Origin of the sequence: Corynebacterium sp. CCM 9204, assembly GCF_041357695.1 — a bacterium.
Lineage (GTDB): Bacteria > Actinomycetota > Actinomycetes > Mycobacteriales > Mycobacteriaceae > Corynebacterium.
The window spans coordinates 374,265-393,608 of the sequence record NZ_JAUERX010000001.1; the positions used below are offsets into that span (position 1 = coordinate 374,265).

The window sequence follows — 19,344 nt, forward strand, 5'->3', positions numbered from 1 at the left end:
GATGACAGGTAAACGGTAGGTGCTCGGCATTGTCTTCCCAGATGCCCGAGTGGGTTCTCGTCGATTCTGCTTGGGATAGTGATCAGTTTTGGGGCGCGGTGATACAAAGGGGGCCTCCCTGGGGTGTAGTTGTACTGATGACGTTGTATCGGCGCAATGTCTGGGCGCGGTGGAAACCGGAACCTGCTGGGTGGACGTGAAGTCGGAGTCTGCAGGGCGCATTATCCTGCTAGGAACCTAGCGGGGGGGGCAGGGTTTGGGTGCCTCCGGATAGTGGAGGCCGGTGGTCGTCTTCATCGGATTCGCTGTATTCGGACCTCGATTCGGAATATGTGACGAGTACCACAAATATTTATCTGCTACTAGATACTGTGTTTGGTTGGCGAGGGGACATGTTTCTCGAGGCTATTTGGAATTTGCGGTAAACTGCTGGTCAGTGCCTTTTTTGCTAGACTGTGCAGTTGGGGAGCTTGCCAGGGGGGACGGGGCTGATGGTTTGGTTGAGGTCCGGTTGAGAAACGATAACGGAGCGATAACGTCCTTGGATTGACGGTTTGAGTGGACATGTTGTTATCCGTTTCGTAATCTGATTGAGACATTGCGGCAGGCGACGGGGATAGTCCCGGAAGCACCGCCAATGAAAACCGAAATACACACCTTTTCGCACCTTCGACAGACGGCAGAGAGTCTGCCTGAATCGATACCGCGAGCCGGGGACCCGACACCCAAAGTAACTCTGGGGTGAATCCCACACGAGAACGACCACCGTCGCACGATGGCCGTGGAGTGGGGTAGGAGCCTTCCGCTTCCGAGCCCGACAGCTAACCCGGCAGGTAACACACTGGAAGATTTGGAGATTCATTCGTGGGTAAGCACAGCCGCCGTAGTAACAAGACGGTCCAGCGGGCAGCAATCGCATCCGCTGCAACTTTCGGAGCTACCGCCGCTCTGACCTCCCCGGCACAGGCCGCGGAGGTTTACATTCCCAATACTGACCTCTCCTTTGAGGTTGCGGGTCTGGAGAATATTCCGAACATCGCATCGGTGCCGGGCATTTCCGAGTGGGTTCCTTCACTCGCGGGACAGGCAGCCCAGGCCAATTACTCCGCTATCGCGGCGGCTCCGCTCGAGCAGCAGTTCGTTGCTGCGCCGGCTGCTGATGGGCAGCGTGTTGTCGATGCCGCCCGCTCAAAGATCGGATCCCCCTACGTGTGGGGTGCCACGGGTCCGAATGCGTTCGATTGCTCGGGTCTGACCTCCTGGGCTTACGCCCAGGTGGGCAAGCACATTCCCCGTACGTCTTATGCACAGGCTGCAGGTGGAACGCCCGTTTCCTTCAATAATCTTCAGGCCGGAGACATCATAGCCTTCTACTCAGGCGCGTCCCATGTGGGAATTTACTCGGGACATGGAACTGTCATCCATGCGATTCAGTCGGGCACCCCGCTCTCCGAGACCTCACTCGACTACATGCCGTTCCATTCAGCGGTTCGTTACTGATTCACCTCGGTGACCACTTCCGTTCCGCCATTCGGGTTTCCCGGATGGCGGTTCGTCAGTTCAGGGTGTCGGAGCGCTGATCCAGTGAAGTACCGGTGAAGAGTGTGGATCGTCGCTGAACTCCGCTCGCAGTCATCCCAGGGGTATTTTCGGAAGACCCGCTAACGTTCTATAGTCGTTTGAAGCGGATCGCTCTCCCGGTCTGTTCCCTTAATGAACCACACTCTCGGAAAGTTGAACACCGTTGCAGTTCTTCAGGTTGCGTCGACGTCAGTCGATCTTCGCCAGCGTTGCTGTCGTTGGTCTCATGTTCTGCCCGTCGGTTCCTGCCGTCGCAGACCCAGAGGGGGTGCAGGCAGAGGCTGAGGCGCCACAGGATCTCGGATTCCTCATCGAGGAACTCGGCCGGAATTCTCACCAGGCTGAGGTGCAGAATGAAGAGGTGAAGCAGCTTGAGGAACAACTTGCCGAGAGGGAACGCGAGGTTGAGGAACTCCGGAAACGTGCCGATGAGGCCCGCGAGCGTGCAGAGCAGGCTGATCGTGAGGTTGACGGGGCCAGAGCTGAGGTCGACCGGATCGCCCAGTCTCGTTACCGGGGGGTGGCCGTTGATCCTCTCACGATGTTGATCGATGCCGCTGGGCCGCAGGAAGCGATTGATCGGTCAGCATATATGAATGCCCTGTCTCGTCGATACTCGGATGCGCTCAATGAGCTGAAGAGGGCCCGTGCGGATGCGGGACGCGCCAGGGGAAAGGTGTCGAGGGCGCAGGCACAGGCTGAGTTCCGCGCCGGTGAGCTCAGAGCCAGACGTGCGAAGTTGGAAGCGGAGCGTATTGATCTTGAACGCCTTATAACGGATATCCGGAATCGGGTCGAGAACATGTCTGCGACCGAGAAACTCGCCTGGATCAACAAGAACGGGCCCGTAGACCATTCTCTTGACGGAATTATGGGCATGAATCCGTCAGGGATGTCGGCACTTGAACAGGCGATGTCCAAGATCGGGGCGCCGTATGTCTGGGGTGCCACCGGTCCTGATTCTTTCGACTGTTCAGGGTTGGTGGTCTGGGCGTACGCGCAACAGGGCAAACGGTTGCCGCGCACCTCTCAGGCGCAGATGGCGGATGGTGTCCCGGTGAGCCGGGACCAGCTTCAGCCGGGCGACGTGATCGGTTTTTATCCCGGAGCCACCCATGTAGGAATCTATGCGGGTGACGGAATGGTGGTCCATGCCTCGGATTTCGGGATTCCTGTGCAGGCGGTGCCGATGGATTCGATGCCTTTCTTTGGCGCGCGTCGCTACTAGCGCGGACTTACCCGATGACGCGGACTCTTCTGGTCACCAATGATTTTCCACCCGCACTCGGTGGAATCCAATCGTATCTCAGGGATTTTATCGGGACGTTGGATCCCGAGGAGACGGTGGTATTTACCTCGACCCAGGACCGGGCCGCAGCGGTTTCCCATGATGCCGATGTTCCCTATCGCGTCCATCGCTGGCACAGGAAGATCATGCTTCCGACCCCCGCCACTGCCCGGGCGATGCAGGGCGTGATTCGTGCAGAGAAGATTGACACGGTTTGGTTCGGAGCTGCCGCCCCTCTTGCTCTCCTCGCACCAGCTGCGAGGCAAGCTGGTGCCCGCCGGATAGTGGCTTCGACGCATGGACACGAGGTCGGGTGGTCGATGATCCCGGGGGCAAGAGCGATGCTCCGCCGCATCGGATCCCAGTGCGACCATGTCACCTACATCTCCAATTACACACTCGGTAGATTCCGGAGTGCCTTCGGTCCTGCTGCCACATTCAGCGCCTTGCCGTCAGGCGTCAGCACGGATGTGTTCTGCCCGGCGGACGAGGCGGAGAAAGAAGCTACCCGGCGTGAGTTCGGTATTCCGGGGGAAGCACCTCTGGTCGTCTGTATTTCCCGCCTTGTCCCTAGAAAAGGCCAGGATCAGCTGATTCGTGCGATGCCCGGGGTGCTTGCGGTGAATCCTGAAGTCAGGCTACTCATCGTTGGTGAGGGTAGCTACCGGAGGCGTCTATCGGCCATGATCACACCGAACCTCGTGGATAGTGTGCAGTTGACCGGGAAACTCGATTTCGAGGCGATGCGACGCCTGCTTGCGGCAGCAGATGTGTTCGCTATGCCGTGCCGTACCCGGGGGGGCGGGCTTGATGTGGAAGGACTGGGAATTGTGTACCTCGAGGCTCAGGCCAGTGGTGTACCGGTTATCGCCGGTGATTCCGGAGGCGCACCGGAAACCGTCACTCGGGAGACCGGGATCGTTGTCGGTGGGCGTGACACCGGAGCGTTGACTGAAGCGCTGAACCGTCTTCTCGGAGATGCAGATCTGCGATCCCGGATGGGTGTTGCCGGGCGGCAGCATGTACTCGGTAACTGGACGTGGGACATCATGGGCGCCCGCTTGAGGCGTGTTCTGGAAGGAACTGCATCGGTTTAGAAACCCGCCAACCGTACCGCAAGTGGGGAGTACGGCTCTCTTCCCGATATAATGGCCAGGTTGTTGAACAAGACGTCACAGAAACAAGGTGCGAACATGCCACTCCCATCGGGTTCGGTCACCGTCGGGTTCGATATCGGCGGAACCAACCTGCGGGGTGCGGCGGTGGATGCCGAAGGCCACATCATCGACACCACGCAGGTGCCAACCCCCGGAACCGCTGAAGAACTTGAAACCGCAGTCACCGAAATCGTGTCCCATTACCGTCGTCGCCAACAGGTGACCGGTGTGGGGCTCGCGGTAGCCGGGTTCCTTGATCCCGAATGCACCACGGTGCGTTTTGCCCCCCACCTGCCGTGGCGGGACGCTCCGGTTCGGGACATACTCCAGGAGCAGTTGGGACTTCCGGTCACTCTTGAGCACGATGCGAACGCGGCGGCGTGGGGTGAGTACCGTTTTGGGGCTGCCCGGGGTAGTCGAATCTGGGTGTTGTTCGCGGTGGGTACCGGTATCGGTGGTGCGCTCATGATCGAGGGAAAACTCTACCGGGGTGCATACGGCACCGCCCCAGAGTTCGGCCACCTCACTGTCGTCCGTGACGGTCGTCCGTGTTCGTGCGGAAAATTCGGTTGTCTCGAGCGCTACTGTTCAGGTACTGCTCTGGTCGACACCGCCCGGGAGATCATCGTGGCCGGGGCCGACGATACGTACGGTCTCGCTGCAGATTACCGCGAGAGCGGAAGTGGGGAACTCACCGGACGGGTGATCATGGACGCCGCTCGAGGTGACGATCCGGTCGCGGTTGCGGCGGTACGGGATTACACCGCGTGGTTGGGACAGGGGCTCAGCGTTGTCGCTGATGTGCTCGACCCGGAACTGATCGTCATCGGGGGAGGGGTCTCGACGGATGCCGATCTGTGGCTGGAGGATGCGCGTTCTCACTTCACGGGGGCGATCGTTGGAGCTGGGCACCGTCCCCTTGCTCGTTTGGCCACAGCAGAGCTGGGTGCTGACGCAGGTATGATCGGCGTGGCGGACTTGGCCCGGGGAGACACCTGATACCCGAGCTGCAACCCGTCAGCCCTGACTCACATGGTGCATTACTGATCAGTGGGCCGGTAGAACGAGTCTTTTCGTCTTGTCGAAGGAGCGTATAACGCCATGAAGATCAAGTGGTACTGGTTGTTCAAACATGTCGTGATCGGGCCGTTCCTGCGGGTATACAACCGTCCTGATGTCCGCGGTGTAGAGAACGTTCCGGCGACCGGTGGCGCGATCATGGCGTCCAACCACCAGACCGTGATGGACTCCTTCTTTCTGCCGTTGCTGATCCCCCGTCGGATCACGTTCCTTGCGAAACAGGAGTACTTCACGGGAAAGGGGATCATCGGTAAGCTGCAACGCGCATTCTTCCTCTCTGTCGGTCAGGTTCCCATCGACCGGAGTTCCGGAGATGCCGCACGCTCTGCCATCGAGACCGGAATCGAGCTCGTGCGTCAGGGTAAGGTTCTGGGGATATATCCGGAGGGGACACGCTCACCGGACGGCCGCATCTACCGGGGAAAGACGGGGGTGGCGCGTATGGCATTGGCGACGGGGGCACCGGTGATACCCGTCGCCATGTTCGGTACTCGTAAGGCGAACCCGATCGGTACTTGGGTGCCACGGCCCGCTAAGGTTGGCATGCACATCGGAAGTCCCATTGACCCGATTCAGTTCGTCACATCAAGAGGACTCTCGTCCGATAGCTATGAAGCTGCGCGGGCGCTGACGGACCATATCATCAAGGTTCTCGTTGATATGACCGGCAATGAGTACGTGGATTGCTATGCAGCGGACGTCAAGCAGTCCCTCGCTGCCGGTAACGGTTATCCTGATGGAACGGAGCCGGGCTTCGGCCAGAAAAAATCCCCGGGGGAGTGAGTACTCCATTTCCGGGGGCCGTTCCGGGAAAGATCCATACGAGGCCAACCTGGGTGACTCACTCGGGACGGATCATCGATCTCTTCTTTTTCATCATCGCTACACTTGCCGCGACCGTCCTCGCCATCGACGTCTTCCGTGCTTCTTTCAGCGCCAGACTTCTACACCTGCTTCTTCTGCTACCTTTCTGGGGGATAGTCGCTTATCTGGTTCTCCCTCGAATACACACACTTCTGACCGCGATCTACGTTCCCAACTATTTCATCGGACGGGCGCGGACATCCGACGGATTGTTGGGTGATCCGATCAATCTCGCATTCGACGGAAGCGCCCGTGAGATACACACCGCCATGACGAAAGCGGGATGGCGCCTCGCCGACGACATCACGATGCGTAGTTCCCTCGGAATAATCCGTTCGGCTTTGCTCCGAAAAAGTTATCCTCACGCTCCTGTCAGTCCACTCCTGGTTTTTGGGCGGAAGCAGTGTTTCGCGTATCAGCAGGAGGTGGATGGGAACGCGTCACAACGCCACCACGTTCGCTTCTGGCGGTGCCCTGATGGGTGGTTCCTGCCGGGGGGAATCCGGGCAGATTGGCTCGCCGCAGGTACCTATGACCGTGCTGTGGGTCTGTCTCTCTTCACATTGCAGATTACCCACAAAGTCGATGCAAATATCGACGTCGAGCGTGACTACATCGTCAATTGCTTGGAGGGGTCGGATGCACGGATCCAACACCGGGTAATCGAGAATTTCTCAACCGGCTACCATTCCCGGAACGGCGGCGGAGATGAGGTGCGGACTGATGGGAACTTGCCGGTGGTCGACCTGACAGGGGTCATCCCGGACCAGGATTTCGATCAAATGCCGTGGGCCGTGGTACGAGCAGCGTGCGGATATCCCGACCTCGGTGATCCCGCTGCCGGCGCCGCAGCGAGCCCTGACTCAGACCTGCATGAGGTGCTCCGGTCGTCTGGCGCGAAGGAAGACGGCGACCGCAGGCCGAATTCGGTGATCGCGGGAGTGTTCCTTGCATTCGTTGCTGTCTTTTTCGACGTCATCATCGATGTCCAGGCTGTGGAGCGACTCACCGCAGAAATCGACCCGGTACTCGGAGGTATCGTCCAGATACTACGTGGAGTCAGCTACGTGGGGTTGTTGATCTGCGCCTGGCGTACCTGGCGGGGCAGTGGCAGCTCGAGAATATGGTTGCTCGGATTTGCGCTGTTCAATCTGTTGGCAGACGGCGTCATTTTCAAAGCCATGGGAGAACAACTCGATGCGGTCTTACCGGTTGCGGCGATCTGCGTCAACATCGTGCTTCTTCTGGCGTTATCCGAGGATAGTGCGAGGATCTGGAGTACCCGGAGGGGTGTGTGCTCGAAGGCTCCATCTCGGGAGGGGCCCGTATGGTGAGGTGCACACAGCACATGGTTGGATGGAGGTCATGACTGATACCACACCTCCGTGTCCCGAATGCACCTGCGAGTACACCTATCCGATGGACGCCCTGATCATCTGCCCGGAGTGCGCCCATGAGTGGGCGCCGGGCGAGGAGCTCGGTGAGTCGGAGAATCCGGGTACTCCCGTGATTGTGGATGCCGTAGGTAATGTTTTGCAGGACGGAGATACCGTTACCGTTATCAAAACCATGAAGGTGAAGGGAGCGGCTCAGCCCATCAAAGCGGGTACGAAGGTCAAGGGAATCCGCCTCGTTGACGGAGTTGGGGACCACGACATTGACTGTCGAATCGAGGGGTTTGGAGCGATGCAGTTGAAGTCATCGGTCGTGCGTAAGGCATAGACGTGCAGGCTGGATCAGCGCTGAAAACGTCGCTGCCACACACATCGTCCTGAACAGGGTTGTTTTCGTGCTGGGGTCAGACCAGGTGGCCGGACACGATTACGTTGTAGTCCAGGTCGCGGCCCCCGCCTACGGCGCATGCGATGAGAATGATCCGTCCCGGAATATCGGTTGAGTTGAGTTCGATGTCGTTGATGGCGTCTGACTTCGGGACGAGCCAGGTATTGTCGACCACCCACTGTCGTTGACGTCCCGTGCCGTCCGACAGTGTGATCAGGGAACCGTTGAGGACCGGCGTCGCCCAACGGCGTACAGTGCCCCCACCATAGGCGGGAACCATTTGTGGCGGAGCCGAAAGGTTCACGGAACGCGTCGCCAGTTCGGAGAAACCGTTGAACACCAGCCACTGCTGGGCCCACGCGTGGCCGAGGACATAGACCGTACCCCGGTCGGCGGAGGTCGGCGATACTCCCATCCCACGGACCCACCGGACCATGCTGTTCTGCGGGCCGGGGGGATTCAGTGGGAGCACGTACGCCATCGGCCCGTAATCTGCTCTCTCCACCGGGGCTGGACCAGTCATCCGGAAGATCCCGGTTTCACCTGGGGCGGGTCCTACGTTGGGATTGTGGCCGGGAAGGTTCATCACGGCTGCGGGTGTGGGAATGAGCGGTGGTGCAATAGGAATCGGGTGCGCGACATGTGCAGCGACGGGGGTGTGATCGGTGTTTCCACTGGGAGAATCCGGTGTCGGTGACGGCGGGATGTCAGCCGAACCTGCTCCGGCGTCAGGTACCGGGACCAGTGGTCGAACCGAAGCCGGATCGGATTCCTTCCGTGGATCCACCGATGCGGGGTGCGTGGTCGATTGTGCGGGACTAATGTCCTGATCTGACGAAGACTCACTGGTTGAAGGGGGTGTGGAGCTCGTTGATGATGGGTTCATCGCATGGGGGGAGGCCTCCGCGGTTGTGTTGAGACCTGATGGCTCAGAGGTCACTGACTTCACGACCACGAAGGTGGTGAAAGCCAGGAGGATTACCGCGAGGACGGCGAGTACCGCGCGGGTACGGGGTGGAATGCCGCTGGTGGCTTCGTTCATGATACCCATGTTACGCGCCTGTCTGGGGATTTAAGCAACGTCCGTGGAATATCGGGGTGGGGTTCCGGACCCTGAACATTCGCTTAGACAGACCGGTCCGTGGAACTGGTGGTCAGAGTTGGATCTGGCAATGCTCCGGGGGTGGTTGGCGTAGGGGGTGTTGATTCGGTGGGGGATCGCAACATGCGTGTTATCTGCCCTGTTGAACGGATAGTTTTGGCAGGATGCTTGGGTGTTCGATGGTTTTGGGGATGTGAGTCGGTGGGTGGTTTGGTGTCCACACGCTTGACAGACCAAGCGGTCTAGTATTGGCTTGTCTGCATGGCCACAGGCCACCTTGGGCCGCCCCAGCGGTCAGACATCTGATCTGTTCAAGACGAACAAAAGGACCCTCCATCCATCATGAGTAACTCGATTACCGCCACTGTCGTCGGCGTACCCCGCATTGGACCGAAGCGAGAGCTGAAGAAGTCGCTGGAAACCTACTGGCGTGATTCATCGACCGGATCCGACCTCGCGGAGACAGCTCGGGTTCTGGCCCGAAACTCCGCGGCCGATCTGGTTTCCGCAGGCCTGGATTCTGTACCCACCATCGGTCGCAGTTTCTACGATCAGGTTCTGGATACTTCAGCACTACTCGGGGTACTGCCGCGGCGGGTCGCGGACATCACCGATCATGACAGCACCGGCGAGGGGGATGATCTGCCCGCCTTTATCGACCGTTACTTCGCTGCGGCCCGCGGCACCTCGGAGCTTCCCGCATCCGCGATGACCAAGTGGTTTGACACCAACTACCACTACATCGTCCCGGAATTGACGGCGGACACTCGTTTTGAACTTGATGACGAGGCATTCGTCGCGGATGTCAGGGAACTGGTTGCAGCGGGTCTGCCCGCTCGTCCGGTTGTCATCGGCCCGCTGACCTATCTTGCTCTCGCCCGGACCACCGATGGCTCAGATGCGTTGGACCACCTTGAATCGGTGACGAACGCATACGTCGCGCTCATCGACGACCTTGCCAAGGCCGGTGTCACCTGGATCCAGTTCGATGAACCCTGGCTGGTCACCGATGTGGCCTCCGACGCCGGTCGCCGTGATGATCTGCTCAAGCGCACCCGTGTCGCTTACGAGCGTCTCGCCGCCGCTGCGGCCGCCGTCCCCGGTGCTCCCGAGCTGCTGGTCCAGACCTACTTCGGTGACGGCGACGTCGCCGTGCGCACCCTCACCGGGACCGGTGTCGCCGCTATCGGCGTCGATCTCGTTACAGGCCGCACCGATGAGCGCCGTTCCGACGCCACCGCGATTGCAGATGGGGATCTCCTCCCGTCCTGGAAGGGAACAGAACTGCTTGTCGCCGGAGTCGTCGACGGGCGTAACATCTGGCGCACGGACCTCAGCGCCGCGCTGAACACCCTGAAGGCACTGAAGGAGCGCGGTTCTGTCGCCGTGTCCACCTCCAGCTCATTGCTGCACGTACCCTACTCCCTCGCCCAGGAAACCTCCCTGGACGATGATGCCGAGCTGCGCTCCTGGCTCTCCTTCGGTGCGGAGAAGGCCGCGGAGGTCGCCCTCCTCGCCCGCACCCTGACGGGTGAGGACACCGATGCCGACCGCGCGGCGGTCAAGGAATCCGCCGAGGCGGTCGCGTCTCGCCGCGGTTCGGCCCGCACCCACAACGAGCAGCTGCGGTCCCGTACCTCCGCAGTCACGGACGCCGACCGCGACCGCGACGACTATGAGACCCGTGTCGTCGCCCAGCGCGAGGAACTCGGCCTGCCGCCGCTGCCCACCACCACTATCGGTTCCTTCCCCCAGACGACCGAGATCCGTCGCGCCCGCGCGGCCCACAAGAAGGGCGAACTCACCGACGAGCAGTACACGCAGGCTATGAAGGACGAGATCGCCGACGTCATCCGCCGCCAGGAGGAACTCGGACTCGACGTCCTGGTCCACGGTGAGCCCGAGCGCAACGACATGGTGCAGTACTTCTCCGAGCAACTCGAGGGCTACCACTCCACGGACCTCGCGTGGGTCCAGTCCTACGGGTCCCGGTGCGTCCGCCCGCCGATCCTGTTCGGTGACGTCACCCGGCCCACCCCGATGACCGTCGACTGGTTCCGCGTCGCCCAGGAGCTCACCGACAAGCCCGTCAAGGGCATGCTGACCGGCCCGGTCACCATGCTCGCCTGGTCTTTCGTGCGTGACGACCAACCTCTCGGCGAGACTGCCGACCAGGTGGCCCTCGCCCTGCGCGATGAGATCGACGACCTTGTCGACGCAGGCGCGAAGATCATCCAGGTCGACGAGCCCGCCATCCGAGAGCTCCTCCCGCTGAAGGCCGAGCAGCAGACCGACTACCTCCGCTGGGCCGTCGGTTCCTTCCGCCTGGCGACCTCGGGTGTCGCCGCGAACATCCAGATCCACACCCACATGTGCTACTCGGAGTTCAACGAGCTCATCGGTACCGTCAGTGACCTGAACGCGGACGTCACCTCGATCGAGGCCGCCCGAAACGGGATGCAGGTTCTGACCGCGCTGAAGGACTCGGGATTCCACGCCGGCGTCGGCCCCGGTGTTTGGGACATCCACTCACCGCGTGTCCCCGACCGCGGAGAGGTCGACGAACTTCTCGCCGCTGCTCTCGATTCCGTTGATCCGCGTCAGCTCTGGGTCAACCCCGACTGTGGTCTGAAGACCCGCGCTTGGCCTGAGACGACCGCGAGCATCGAGGTGCTCGTCGCCGCCGCGAAGAACGCCCGAACCACCGTCTGACCCTGGTGACACCCACCGACACTGACCCCCGCGGCCGTCGACATGCACGATGACGACTGTGGGGGTCATCCCTTTCCCGACCACGAAAGACACACCATGACCGACAACAATTCACTCTGGGAACTCGCCACCCGGCTCCGTAGCAGACACCGCTACGTCGATCTGACCCACGCATTCCATGCGGGGCAACCGAAGTTCTCGGCACTCCCCGACGAGGACCGTACGCGCCTGTTCACCGTCACCGAGCACGGATTCACCGTCGACGAGTACCGGTTCGTCGGGCAATGGGGGACCCACGTCGATCCGCCGATCCACTTCGTCAACGATGCGCGAACCCTCGACGAACTTCCCGTCAACGAGATGATCCTCCCGTTCGCCGTCCTGGATGTCACGGAACAGGTCGCCGGGAACCCGGACTACACGCCGACCGTGGACGACGTCCTCGCCTGGGAAGACCGGAACGGCCGCCTCCCCGAGGGCGGGTTCGTGGCGCTGCGGACCGGCTGGTCGAAACGTTGGCCCGACGCGGAGGCGATGTTCAACGCCGACGCTGACGGCGTGTTCCACTACCCGGCCTGGAACATCGAGGTCGTCCGCTTCCTCCTGGAGGAGCGGGGGATCACCGCCATCGGCCACGAGACCACCGATACAGATCCCGGTGTCGTGGTCAGCGGAGGAACTCTCCCGACCGAGTTGTTCCTGCTCCAGCAGGACCGCTGGCAGATCGAACTCATGGCGAACCTCGAGGAGGTTCCGGAGACCGGCGCCATCATCGTAGCTACCTGGGCGAAGCCGAAGGGCGGAACCGGGTTCCCAGCCCGGGTGTTCGCTATCCTGCCGTGACCGTGGCCGGTTTTCTCTGGACCAAAATCAGCCAGGTGACCACGAGATAGAATGCGGGAAGCAACGCGAGGAACTCCGTCAAGGGGTTCCACCCGGAGGTGGGGCCGGAGAACCCGGCTTCGAGTGCAGTGGGAGGCCAGAAGAAAAGGAGCATCCAGACACCGAGTGCGGCGGCAACGGTGCTCCGAACTTGCTCGGTACCCACTTCCGACCGGGTTCGTATCATCAACATCACCACCAGAGGCACCGCGAGAGACCACAGCGGGACCGATACCATCGGCAGTACCAGCAACGGGATGGTGAACCACACCGCCATTTTCTCGTGCTCGGATGCCGTTGAGTGGTGCAACCGGTACAGTACCCAGCCGCCGAAAGCTGCGGCGGTCAGTACCGGGGCAACCGTCGTGAAGGGGCTGGTTCCTGTGGTGGTGCGAGCGAGGAATCCCACCGGGGATGCGTTGAGCGCCGACCCCAGGGATATCCCCGTCAACGCGGGGAGGAACCCAGCAACCGGCCAGAGGATTACCATTGTCGTTGCTCCGGTCACCAGGGCTGTTACCAGTCCACGGCGGGTACCGCGTACCACTATCGCGCCGAGGGTCATTAGTGGCCACCCCGCGAGACCTATCGCGATTCCACTCAGAAGCCCTCCCGGAAGACGATTGCTTCGTGGGGCGAACGCATCGGCTGCGAGTAGTCCCACAACCAACAGCGTCAGTGGTTGGGTGGACACCCCTAAGCGCACGGGCAGACAGAGCATGATGACGGGGGCGCTGAACGCCAGTACCCTCCAGCCGTGTCCCGGGACAACCACAACCGCGATGACCACTATGAACAGTATCGCAGCCAGTAGTGAGACCCTGGGATCGGCGTTACCTCCGGTGCCCGTGAGCATGTGGCGAATCGCCACCGCAGCCTCCTGGCTGACATCAACGGGTACGACGCCGGGTACCGTACCGCTGACCACCCCCGATGAGATGATGATCCCCACTGCGACAAGAATAGCTCCCGGCCAGGCCGGGAGTTTCGTGTTGACTCCACCGAGTCGCCCCGGATCGCCACCGAGGATCTCCGGTGCCGCGATCACTGCTCCGATCAGAATCAGAGTGAGTAGGACGTAGGTGTTCCCGATGAGATGAGCGCCCGGTGACCAGTCGACCTCGGCCCCTCGGTAAGGAAGCGTCCACTGCGGAGCGACAATGCAGGCTGTGGTGAACAGGGCAGTGAGCCACAGTGCCAGTGCTCCCGACCGGGTGCCCCGGAGATCGACTGCGCGGAATCCGAGTACCACCACGAGGGGTGCCAGCCACACCCAGTGGTGTGTCCACGCGACCGGGGAACATAAGAGTGCGACGGTTGCGTTCAGGAGGAGTGCCCCTGTCATCGCACCGCGGTTCACTGCTCTGATCATGGCGAAGATGACAGCAGCGAGGATGAGTCCGACAGTCATGAGCCATAGGGTTGTTTGTGTGCCCTCCGGGAGGGTCCGTGCGAGAACACCTCTGAGCGACTGGTTTCCGGTGTACGCGAGTTGTCCGATACGGTCTGGATCGGAAATGGTGTGCAGCCAGTATTCAACGGAATTGGACGGGGTGATCGTCCATGCAACCGCAGTGAATCCGATGCCGGAGAGGACACAGACACCCGCGGAACGCCAGTCTCCGCGTACGAGAAAATAGAGACCGAACACGGCGGGAGTTAACTTGATCGCCGCAGCCAGGCCGATGAGTGTTCCCCTCGGGAGTACTGTCCGGCGGCCCAGAACATCGATGATGACAGCCAACATGAGCAGGATGTTGACCTGTGCGAAGTTGAGCGTCTCCGCCACAGGTTCCAGACGCAGAGCAATGGGAAGGAGCACCAGTGCCGTTGACCAGGTGGTTGAACGGCTCCACCCGGGTCGTGACCGTTCAAGTACCACGACTAGGCACCACCACAGCGCCACTACGCTCGTGATGTTCAGGAGTGCGGCGCCTAGGTCTCGGTCCAGGAAAGCCGTTGGGACGAACAGGATTGCCGCAAGCGGGGGGTAAGTGAAGGGCAGTTTGATTCCGCCAACCGGAAATGAGGCGGTGTAGAGGGCGATTCCATCGAGCAGCGCGCGGCCACCGTTGCGATAGACATCGAAATCTATGTGGTAGCGCAGGAGTTGTTGATTTCCGGGGTGTGAGGTATTGAACACGAACGGGAGTACCGCGATCACGGTCGCGATGAGCGCTGCGGCTCTGAGGCCTACATAGAGTGGGTCGGGAAGGCGGTCGCCGACGGTCACCGGGGCGGAAGCGGACATGATCCGGGATTCTATCTGCCCCGGGCCGTCCGTGGAATGGAGTGCCCCGTTAGGCTGGAGAGGATGACGCCATGATCCGGGCGCCACCGCCGATTTGATCGGCCTGATGACGAACAGTGAGGTTCCAGAGCGTGCGCTTCTTCTATGACACCGAATTTATCGAGGACGGACGTACGATCGAACTCGTCTCCATCGGGATCGTGGGCGAGGACGGCCGTGAGTACTACGCGGTGTCCACGGAGTTTGATCCCCGGAAAGCGAATGACTGGGTGAACCGAAACGTGCTCTCGCAACTACCGAACGTCAGTTCTCCGTTATGGCGGGACCGCATGAGGATCAGGGATGAGGTGAAGGAGTTTCTGACCAATGCGCCCGGAACCCCGGAACTCTGGGCCTGGGTGGGGGCCTATGATCACGTCGTTTTGGCCCAGCTCTTCGGGGATATGCGTTCTATGCCCCGTTCGCTGCCCCGGTTCACCCACGAACTTCGCCAGTACTGGGAGGCGGCCGGTCGCCCTACTCTCCCGGATCTCCCAGAGGGAAACCATGATGCGCTCGTGGATGCCCGACATAACCTGGATAAATTTAGGTTATGTGAACGGTATCTTCCGGTTGACAGCCTGAATCGTGTCCGGTCTGCATACTGATATTATCTTTCAGTGGGTCGGTGCGGCTTTCTTTTTGGGGGTCGGGGGCCGGAGATGTACTGCGCACGTGGTATGAATGTAGCGTGAGTTGGACAGTAGACCTCCCAGTAGATGAACTTCCCGATCTTCCTCCGTTGCCCGATGGTATTCAGCAACGCTTCGATGCTGTGATAGCCAGGGACGCGAAGCAGCAACCGACCTGGGATCAGCGCCAGGCCGATAATGTTCGTAAGATCCTGGAATCCGTACCCCCGGTTGTCGTAGCGCCCGAGATTCGGAGGCTGAAGAAGCAGCTCGCCGATGTTGCGCTCGGCAAGGCGTTTCTCCTGCAGGGCGGTGACTGTGCGGAGACCTTCGAATCGAACACTGAACCGCACATCCGTGCGAACGTCAAGACGCTTCTGCAGATGGCTGTCGTTCTGACCTACGGTGCTTCAACACCGGTGGTCAAGATGGCGCGGATCGCAGGCCAGTATGCCAAGCCCCGGTCCTCGGACCTGGATGAGAACGGTCTGCCGAACTACCGCGGAGACATCGTTAACGCGGTCGAGGCAACCGCGGAAGCTCGGCGCCACGATCCGGCGAGGATGATCCGTGCTTACGCCAATGCGTCGGCGGCACTCAACCTGGTTCGTGCCCTCACGTCTTCGGGTACCGCTGATCTCCACAAGTTGCACGAGTGGAATCGCGAGTTCGTGGCAACATCATCCGCGGGTGCCCGTTATGAGCAACTCGGTCAGGAGATCGAGGCGGGTCTCAAGTTCATGGCCGCGTGCGGAGTGAACGACCAGAACCTGCATTCGGCGAACATCTACTGTTCTCATGAGGCACTCCTCGTTGACTATGAGCGTGCAATGCTGCGACTCGCGGAAGATGAGAACGGGAAGACCGAACTTTATGATCTGTCCGCACACCAGGTGTGGATCGGTGAACGTACCCGTGGGATGGAAGACTTCCACGTCAACTTCGCGGCCCTCATCGCCAACCCGGTCGGACTGAAGATCGGTCCCGGGTGTACGCCGGAAGAAGCGGTTGCCTACGCTGAACGGATCGACCCGAACCGCGAGCCCGGACGGCTCACACTGGTGGCCAGGATGGGCCACGACAAGGTTCGGACAGTACTACCGGACATCATCCGGGCGGTTGAGGAATCCGGGCACCGTGTCATATGGCAGTGTGATCCGATGCACGGCAACACCACCACTTCGTCGAATGGCTACAAGACCCGTCACTTCGATCATGTCATCGACGAGGTGCAGGGCTTCTTCGAAGTGCACCGTGAACTGGGTACGCACCCGGGTGGCATTCACATTGAGTTGACCGGTGAAGATGTCACCGAGTGTCTCGGTGGAGCAGAGGACATCACGGACATTGACCTCCCGGGTCGTTATGAATCCGCGTGTGATCCTCGATTGAACACCCAGCAGTCCCTAGAACTGGCGTTTCTCGTCGCGGAGATGCTGCGCAACCAGTAGTTTTTCCGCTGAACGTGCATAAATGAACACCCCGCACGGGTTAATCACCGTGCGGGGTGTTCTGCTTGTTCCCCAGGCTTAGAATGCGGGAGTCTTCTTGTTGTAGGTAAGGGTAGGGAGTCATTCGTCGCGCCTCTGAGACCGCTGGACCGCGATTTCCCGGCATAGGTTGTTCTTTATCCGACTGTCCTGATCTTCACCGTCGTTTCCGGAGAAACGTCACGGTTCCCGGAAGGGGACTGGGTGACCACGCGAGCCCCGTCAGAGGTGCCATCGAGGCCCGTGTACTGTAGCCCCGCATCCTCTAGGAGCTTCCGGGCCTCATCGGTGCGCTTTCCGATGAGGAAAGGGACGTTAACCTTCTTGGCGACGAGAAGATTGACTCTGGGGTCCGAAGGATTGACTCTGGTACCGGGATCGGGGGAGACATCCATGACTGCATGAGCAGTTGCCCCGACGAGATCTGTGCGGGATACATCTCCTATCGCAAATCCGGCTTCGGAGAGTTCTCTGCGGGCATCTGGCTCGCTCATACCGATGACATCGGGAACGGTGAGTGCATTTGAAACGAGCAGTGCGACGTCGGAACCCCGTTTCAGTGTGGTCCCTGGCGCTGGTTCGGTGGTGATCGCGTTGCCTGCGTCTACGTTGGGATCAAACTCGTTGGTTGTGGCAGCTACGGTGAGCCCTGCCCTCTGCAGAGCATCCATGGCTTCGTCTTTCGACATGCCGGTGACCCTGGGAATTTTTATGGGAGCTGGTCCCTTGCTCAGATACACGGTTACTTTTCCACCGACCGGAACGACTCCGCCGGAGGGCGGTTCTGTCCTGACCACCCCGCCAGCGGCAATGTCATCGGAGTATACGGATTCACCGTCGTTCCATTCGAGGGTCCGATCGGCGAGCGCCGCCCTGAACCGGGCGGCGTCGTGGTCGGTGGGGAGGGCTGGAACTGTCGGGGCTCCCAGCGAGACGAGAACTGAAACCTGTCTGCCCCGGGGAATTCGTTCCATTCCCGGTGGGTCGGTGCCGACAACCTGAGCTAAGGGGATCGTGTCGTCGTAGACACTGCGGGAGACAGGTTCAAACCCGGCCTCGGTGACAGTCGCAGTGGCCGTCGCGGGATCCATTCCGAGAACCTGTGGTATCTCACCGTATCGACCGGATCCGAACCACCAGGCACCTACCGCGATTGCTGTCGTGCTGACTGCGACCAGTGTCAACCAGATGATCAGACCGACCTTTGATCCGCTCGTCACCGGTGGTCGGTAATGAAAGTCCAGTTCCGGTTCTGCTTCTGACTCCGGTGTCGGTGTCGTGTGGACGGAGGGGACATGTGCACCGGAGGTGACCCCGGTGGCGGGGAGAAACGTCGTCTCAATTGAACCTGGTGGTGCTGCAGAAACGGGCGGTAGCATTCGGGTCTCGTCCGCCGGTGCGTTCTGGGTAGCGATGTGGGTGGTCTCCATATCGCCGACACCATGATCGGTTCCTCGGCAATCAATCTGGTCAGGCACCGAGATGGTGCCTGTGAGCATGTCTGTGGGCATGTCGATGAAACCGGTCGCCCGATGTGCCGCCGAGTTTTTCGGTGCAGGAACTCTGAACGCCGCGAGCCCGAGTTCTGTGGACACGTCTTCGAGTGCATCAAGGAACTCACCGGCATCGGTGAACCGGTCTCCCGGGTTGCGGCTGGTCGCAGTGGCGACCAGCTCGTCGAAAAGCCGGGGTACCCCTTCGATACGGGTGCTGGGTGGCGGAACATCCGACGTCAGACGCGCGCGGGCCCTGGTGACATCATCCTCACCGTAGAAGGGGGTTTCTCCGGTGAGAAGCTCGAAGAGCACTATACCTGCGGAGTAGACGTCGCTCGGTGGTCCGATCTCGCTGTTCTCGACCTGCTCCGGAGAGAGATAGTTCGCGGTGCCGATAATTCGATCACCTGCGGCGGGGGAGGCGGCGGCCGCACGAACCAGGCCGAAGTCCGCGAGTTTCACCTGCCCGTCAGAGTTGATCAGGATGTTGTCGGGCTTGATGTCCCTGTGCACCATCCCCGCCTTATGGGCGATCGACAGTCCCGTCAGGGCGCTCCGCATGACCGCTGCCGCAGCGTGTGGTGGCATCGGCCCCCGCTCGGCCAGGAGTTCACGGAGCGTCCCCCCGGTAATGAGCTCCATGATGAGAAATACATGCCCGCCGTCCGCGCTCGTGTCGTACACATTGACGAGACACGGATCCGACAACTGGGCCATGGAGCGGGCCTCCCTGCGGAAACGGTTGCGGAAGACAGGATCCCCTGCGTAACGGTCATCCATCACCTTGGCCGCGACGCTTCGTCCGAGTCGAAGATCCACGCAGCGGTAGACAGTGGACATCCCACCGCGGGCTATCGGCGTGTCGATCCGGTACCGGTTCTCCAGAACTTCTCCGACGTCCAGGTGTGTCATGGACCCAGTATGGTCGAAGGAGGCCGAGTGTTCCAGCCGACTGATGGTCAGAACGCGTCGTATGGCGGCTGAGTAG

The 19,344-nt window shown here is 60.7% G+C and carries 14 protein-coding genes and 1 riboswitch; of the genes, 11 read left to right on the top strand and 3 right to left on the bottom strand.

The features are described from left to right. Nucleotides 1–679 precede the first annotated feature (679 nt). A riboswitch (cyclic di-AMP (ydaO/yuaA leader) is annotated at nucleotides 680–852 on the top strand. 12 nt (nucleotides 853–864) lie between these two features. The 7 genes from QWU43_RS01670 (at nucleotide 865) to QWU43_RS01700 (ending at nucleotide 7,692) form a co-directional block, all read left to right on the top strand. Then, complete coding sequence (locus QWU43_RS01670) at nucleotides 865–1,500, top strand: C40 family peptidase (RefSeq protein ID WP_370913806.1); 636 nt, start codon at nucleotides 865–867, stop codon at nucleotides 1,498–1,500. Between the two features lie 244 nt (nucleotides 1,501–1,744). After that, nucleotides 1,745–2,809 (top strand): NlpC/P60 family protein, encoded by a 1,065-nt coding sequence (locus QWU43_RS01675; RefSeq protein WP_370916988.1) that lies wholly within the window; start codon nucleotides 1,745–1,747, stop codon nucleotides 2,807–2,809. Nucleotides 2,810–2,823: 14 nt separating this feature from the next. Beyond that, nucleotides 2,824–3,966, top strand: a complete 1,143-nt coding sequence (locus tag QWU43_RS01680; protein ID WP_370916989.1) for a glycosyltransferase family 4 protein — start codon at nucleotides 2,824–2,826, stop codon at nucleotides 3,964–3,966. A gap of 96 nt (nucleotides 3,967–4,062) precedes the next feature. Further along, nucleotides 4,063–5,025, top strand: a complete 963-nt coding sequence (locus QWU43_RS01685) for an ROK family protein (RefSeq protein ID WP_370913809.1) — start codon at nucleotides 4,063–4,065, stop codon at nucleotides 5,023–5,025. 102 nt (nucleotides 5,026–5,127) lie between these two features. Continuing rightward, nucleotides 5,128–5,889: a lysophospholipid acyltransferase family protein gene (locus QWU43_RS01690; protein WP_370913810.1), complete on the top strand. Its 762-nt coding sequence runs from the start codon at nucleotides 5,128–5,130 to the stop codon at nucleotides 5,887–5,889. Next, nucleotides 5,886–7,304, top strand: coding sequence for an LssY C-terminal domain-containing protein (locus QWU43_RS01695; protein ID WP_370916990.1), 1,419 nt, complete (start codon nucleotides 5,886–5,888; stop codon nucleotides 7,302–7,304). Before QWU43_RS01690 ends, QWU43_RS01695 begins: the two co-directional genes overlap by 4 nt. A 31-nt stretch (nucleotides 7,305–7,335) precedes the next feature. Then, entirely contained in the window at nucleotides 7,336–7,692 is a 357-nt protein-coding gene (locus QWU43_RS01700; protein ID WP_370913812.1) for a zinc ribbon domain-containing protein YjdM, read from the top strand. A gap of 76 nt (nucleotides 7,693–7,768) precedes the next feature. Here the strand turns inward: QWU43_RS01700 and QWU43_RS01705 are convergent, their stop codons facing one another. After that, on the bottom strand, nucleotides 7,769–8,794 hold the full coding sequence (locus QWU43_RS01705) for a hypothetical protein (RefSeq protein WP_370916991.1): 1,026 nt from the start codon (nucleotides 8,792–8,794) through the stop codon (nucleotides 7,769–7,771). A 402-nt stretch (nucleotides 8,795–9,196) separates the two neighbouring features. Here QWU43_RS01705 and metE point away from each other — a divergent pair, with 402 nt between their 5' ends. Both metE and QWU43_RS01715 read left to right on the top strand, forming a co-directional pair. Then, complete coding sequence (gene metE, locus QWU43_RS01710; protein ID WP_370916992.1) at nucleotides 9,197–11,566, top strand: 5-methyltetrahydropteroyltriglutamate--homocysteine S-methyltransferase; 2,370 nt, start codon at nucleotides 9,197–9,199, stop codon at nucleotides 11,564–11,566. A 96-nt stretch (nucleotides 11,567–11,662) separates the two neighbouring features. Beyond that, nucleotides 11,663–12,409, top strand: coding sequence for a cyclase family protein (locus QWU43_RS01715; RefSeq protein ID WP_370913815.1), 747 nt, complete (start codon nucleotides 11,663–11,665; stop codon nucleotides 12,407–12,409). Here the strand turns inward: QWU43_RS01715 and QWU43_RS01720 are convergent. Beyond that, nucleotides 12,396–14,699: a glycosyltransferase 87 family protein gene (locus QWU43_RS01720; protein ID WP_370916993.1), complete on the bottom strand. Its 2,304-nt coding sequence runs from the start codon at nucleotides 14,697–14,699 to the stop codon at nucleotides 12,396–12,398. The two genes, QWU43_RS01715 and QWU43_RS01720, sit on opposite strands and share 14 nt — an antisense overlap. A 131-nt stretch (nucleotides 14,700–14,830) precedes the next feature. Between QWU43_RS01720 and QWU43_RS01725 the strand changes: the two genes are divergently transcribed. Further along, nucleotides 14,831–15,346 (top strand): polyadenylate-specific 3'-exoribonuclease AS, encoded by a 516-nt coding sequence (locus QWU43_RS01725; protein ID WP_370913817.1) that lies wholly within the window; start codon nucleotides 14,831–14,833, stop codon nucleotides 15,344–15,346. An 83-nt stretch (nucleotides 15,347–15,429) separates the two neighbouring features. Then, entirely contained in the window at nucleotides 15,430–16,821 is a 1,392-nt protein-coding gene (locus tag QWU43_RS01730) for a class II 3-deoxy-7-phosphoheptulonate synthase (protein WP_370913818.1), read from the top strand. A 176-nt stretch (nucleotides 16,822–16,997) separates the two neighbouring features. On the opposite strand, the gene pknB is transcribed toward QWU43_RS01730, so the two are convergent. Further along, nucleotides 16,998–19,268 carry a Stk1 family PASTA domain-containing Ser/Thr kinase gene (pknB, locus tag QWU43_RS01735; RefSeq protein WP_370913819.1) on the bottom strand — a complete coding sequence of 757 codons (2,271 nt, stop codon included), beginning with the start codon at nucleotides 19,266–19,268 and terminating at the stop codon, nucleotides 16,998–17,000. Between the last annotated feature and the right edge of the window lie 76 nt (nucleotides 19,269–19,344).

Coding starts and splice junctions, on each gene's coding strand:
- QWU43_RS01680 (WP_370916989.1), top strand. CDS start 2,824: ATGACGCGGACTCTTCTGGTCACCAATGATTTTCCACCCGCACTCGGT.
- QWU43_RS01700 (WP_370913812.1), top strand. CDS start 7,336: ATGACTGATACCACACCTCCGTGTCCCGAATGCACCTGCGAGTACACC.
- QWU43_RS01715 (WP_370913815.1), top strand. CDS start 11,663: ATGACCGACAACAATTCACTCTGGGAACTCGCCACCCGGCTCCGTAGC.
- QWU43_RS01705 (WP_370916991.1), bottom strand. CDS start 8,794: ATGAACGAAGCCACCAGCGGCATTCCACCCCGTACCCGCGCGGTACTC.
- metE (WP_370916992.1), top strand. CDS start 9,197: ATGAGTAACTCGATTACCGCCACTGTCGTCGGCGTACCCCGCATTGGA.
- QWU43_RS01685 (WP_370913809.1), top strand. CDS start 4,063: ATGCCACTCCCATCGGGTTCGGTCACCGTCGGGTTCGATATCGGCGGA.
- QWU43_RS01720 (WP_370916993.1), bottom strand. CDS start 14,699: ATGTCCGCTTCCGCCCCGGTGACCGTCGGCGACCGCCTTCCCGACCCA.
- QWU43_RS01690 (WP_370913810.1), top strand. CDS start 5,128: ATGAAGATCAAGTGGTACTGGTTGTTCAAACATGTCGTGATCGGGCCG.
- pknB (WP_370913819.1), bottom strand. CDS start 19,268: ATGACACACCTGGACGTCGGAGAAGTTCTGGAGAACCGGTACCGGATC.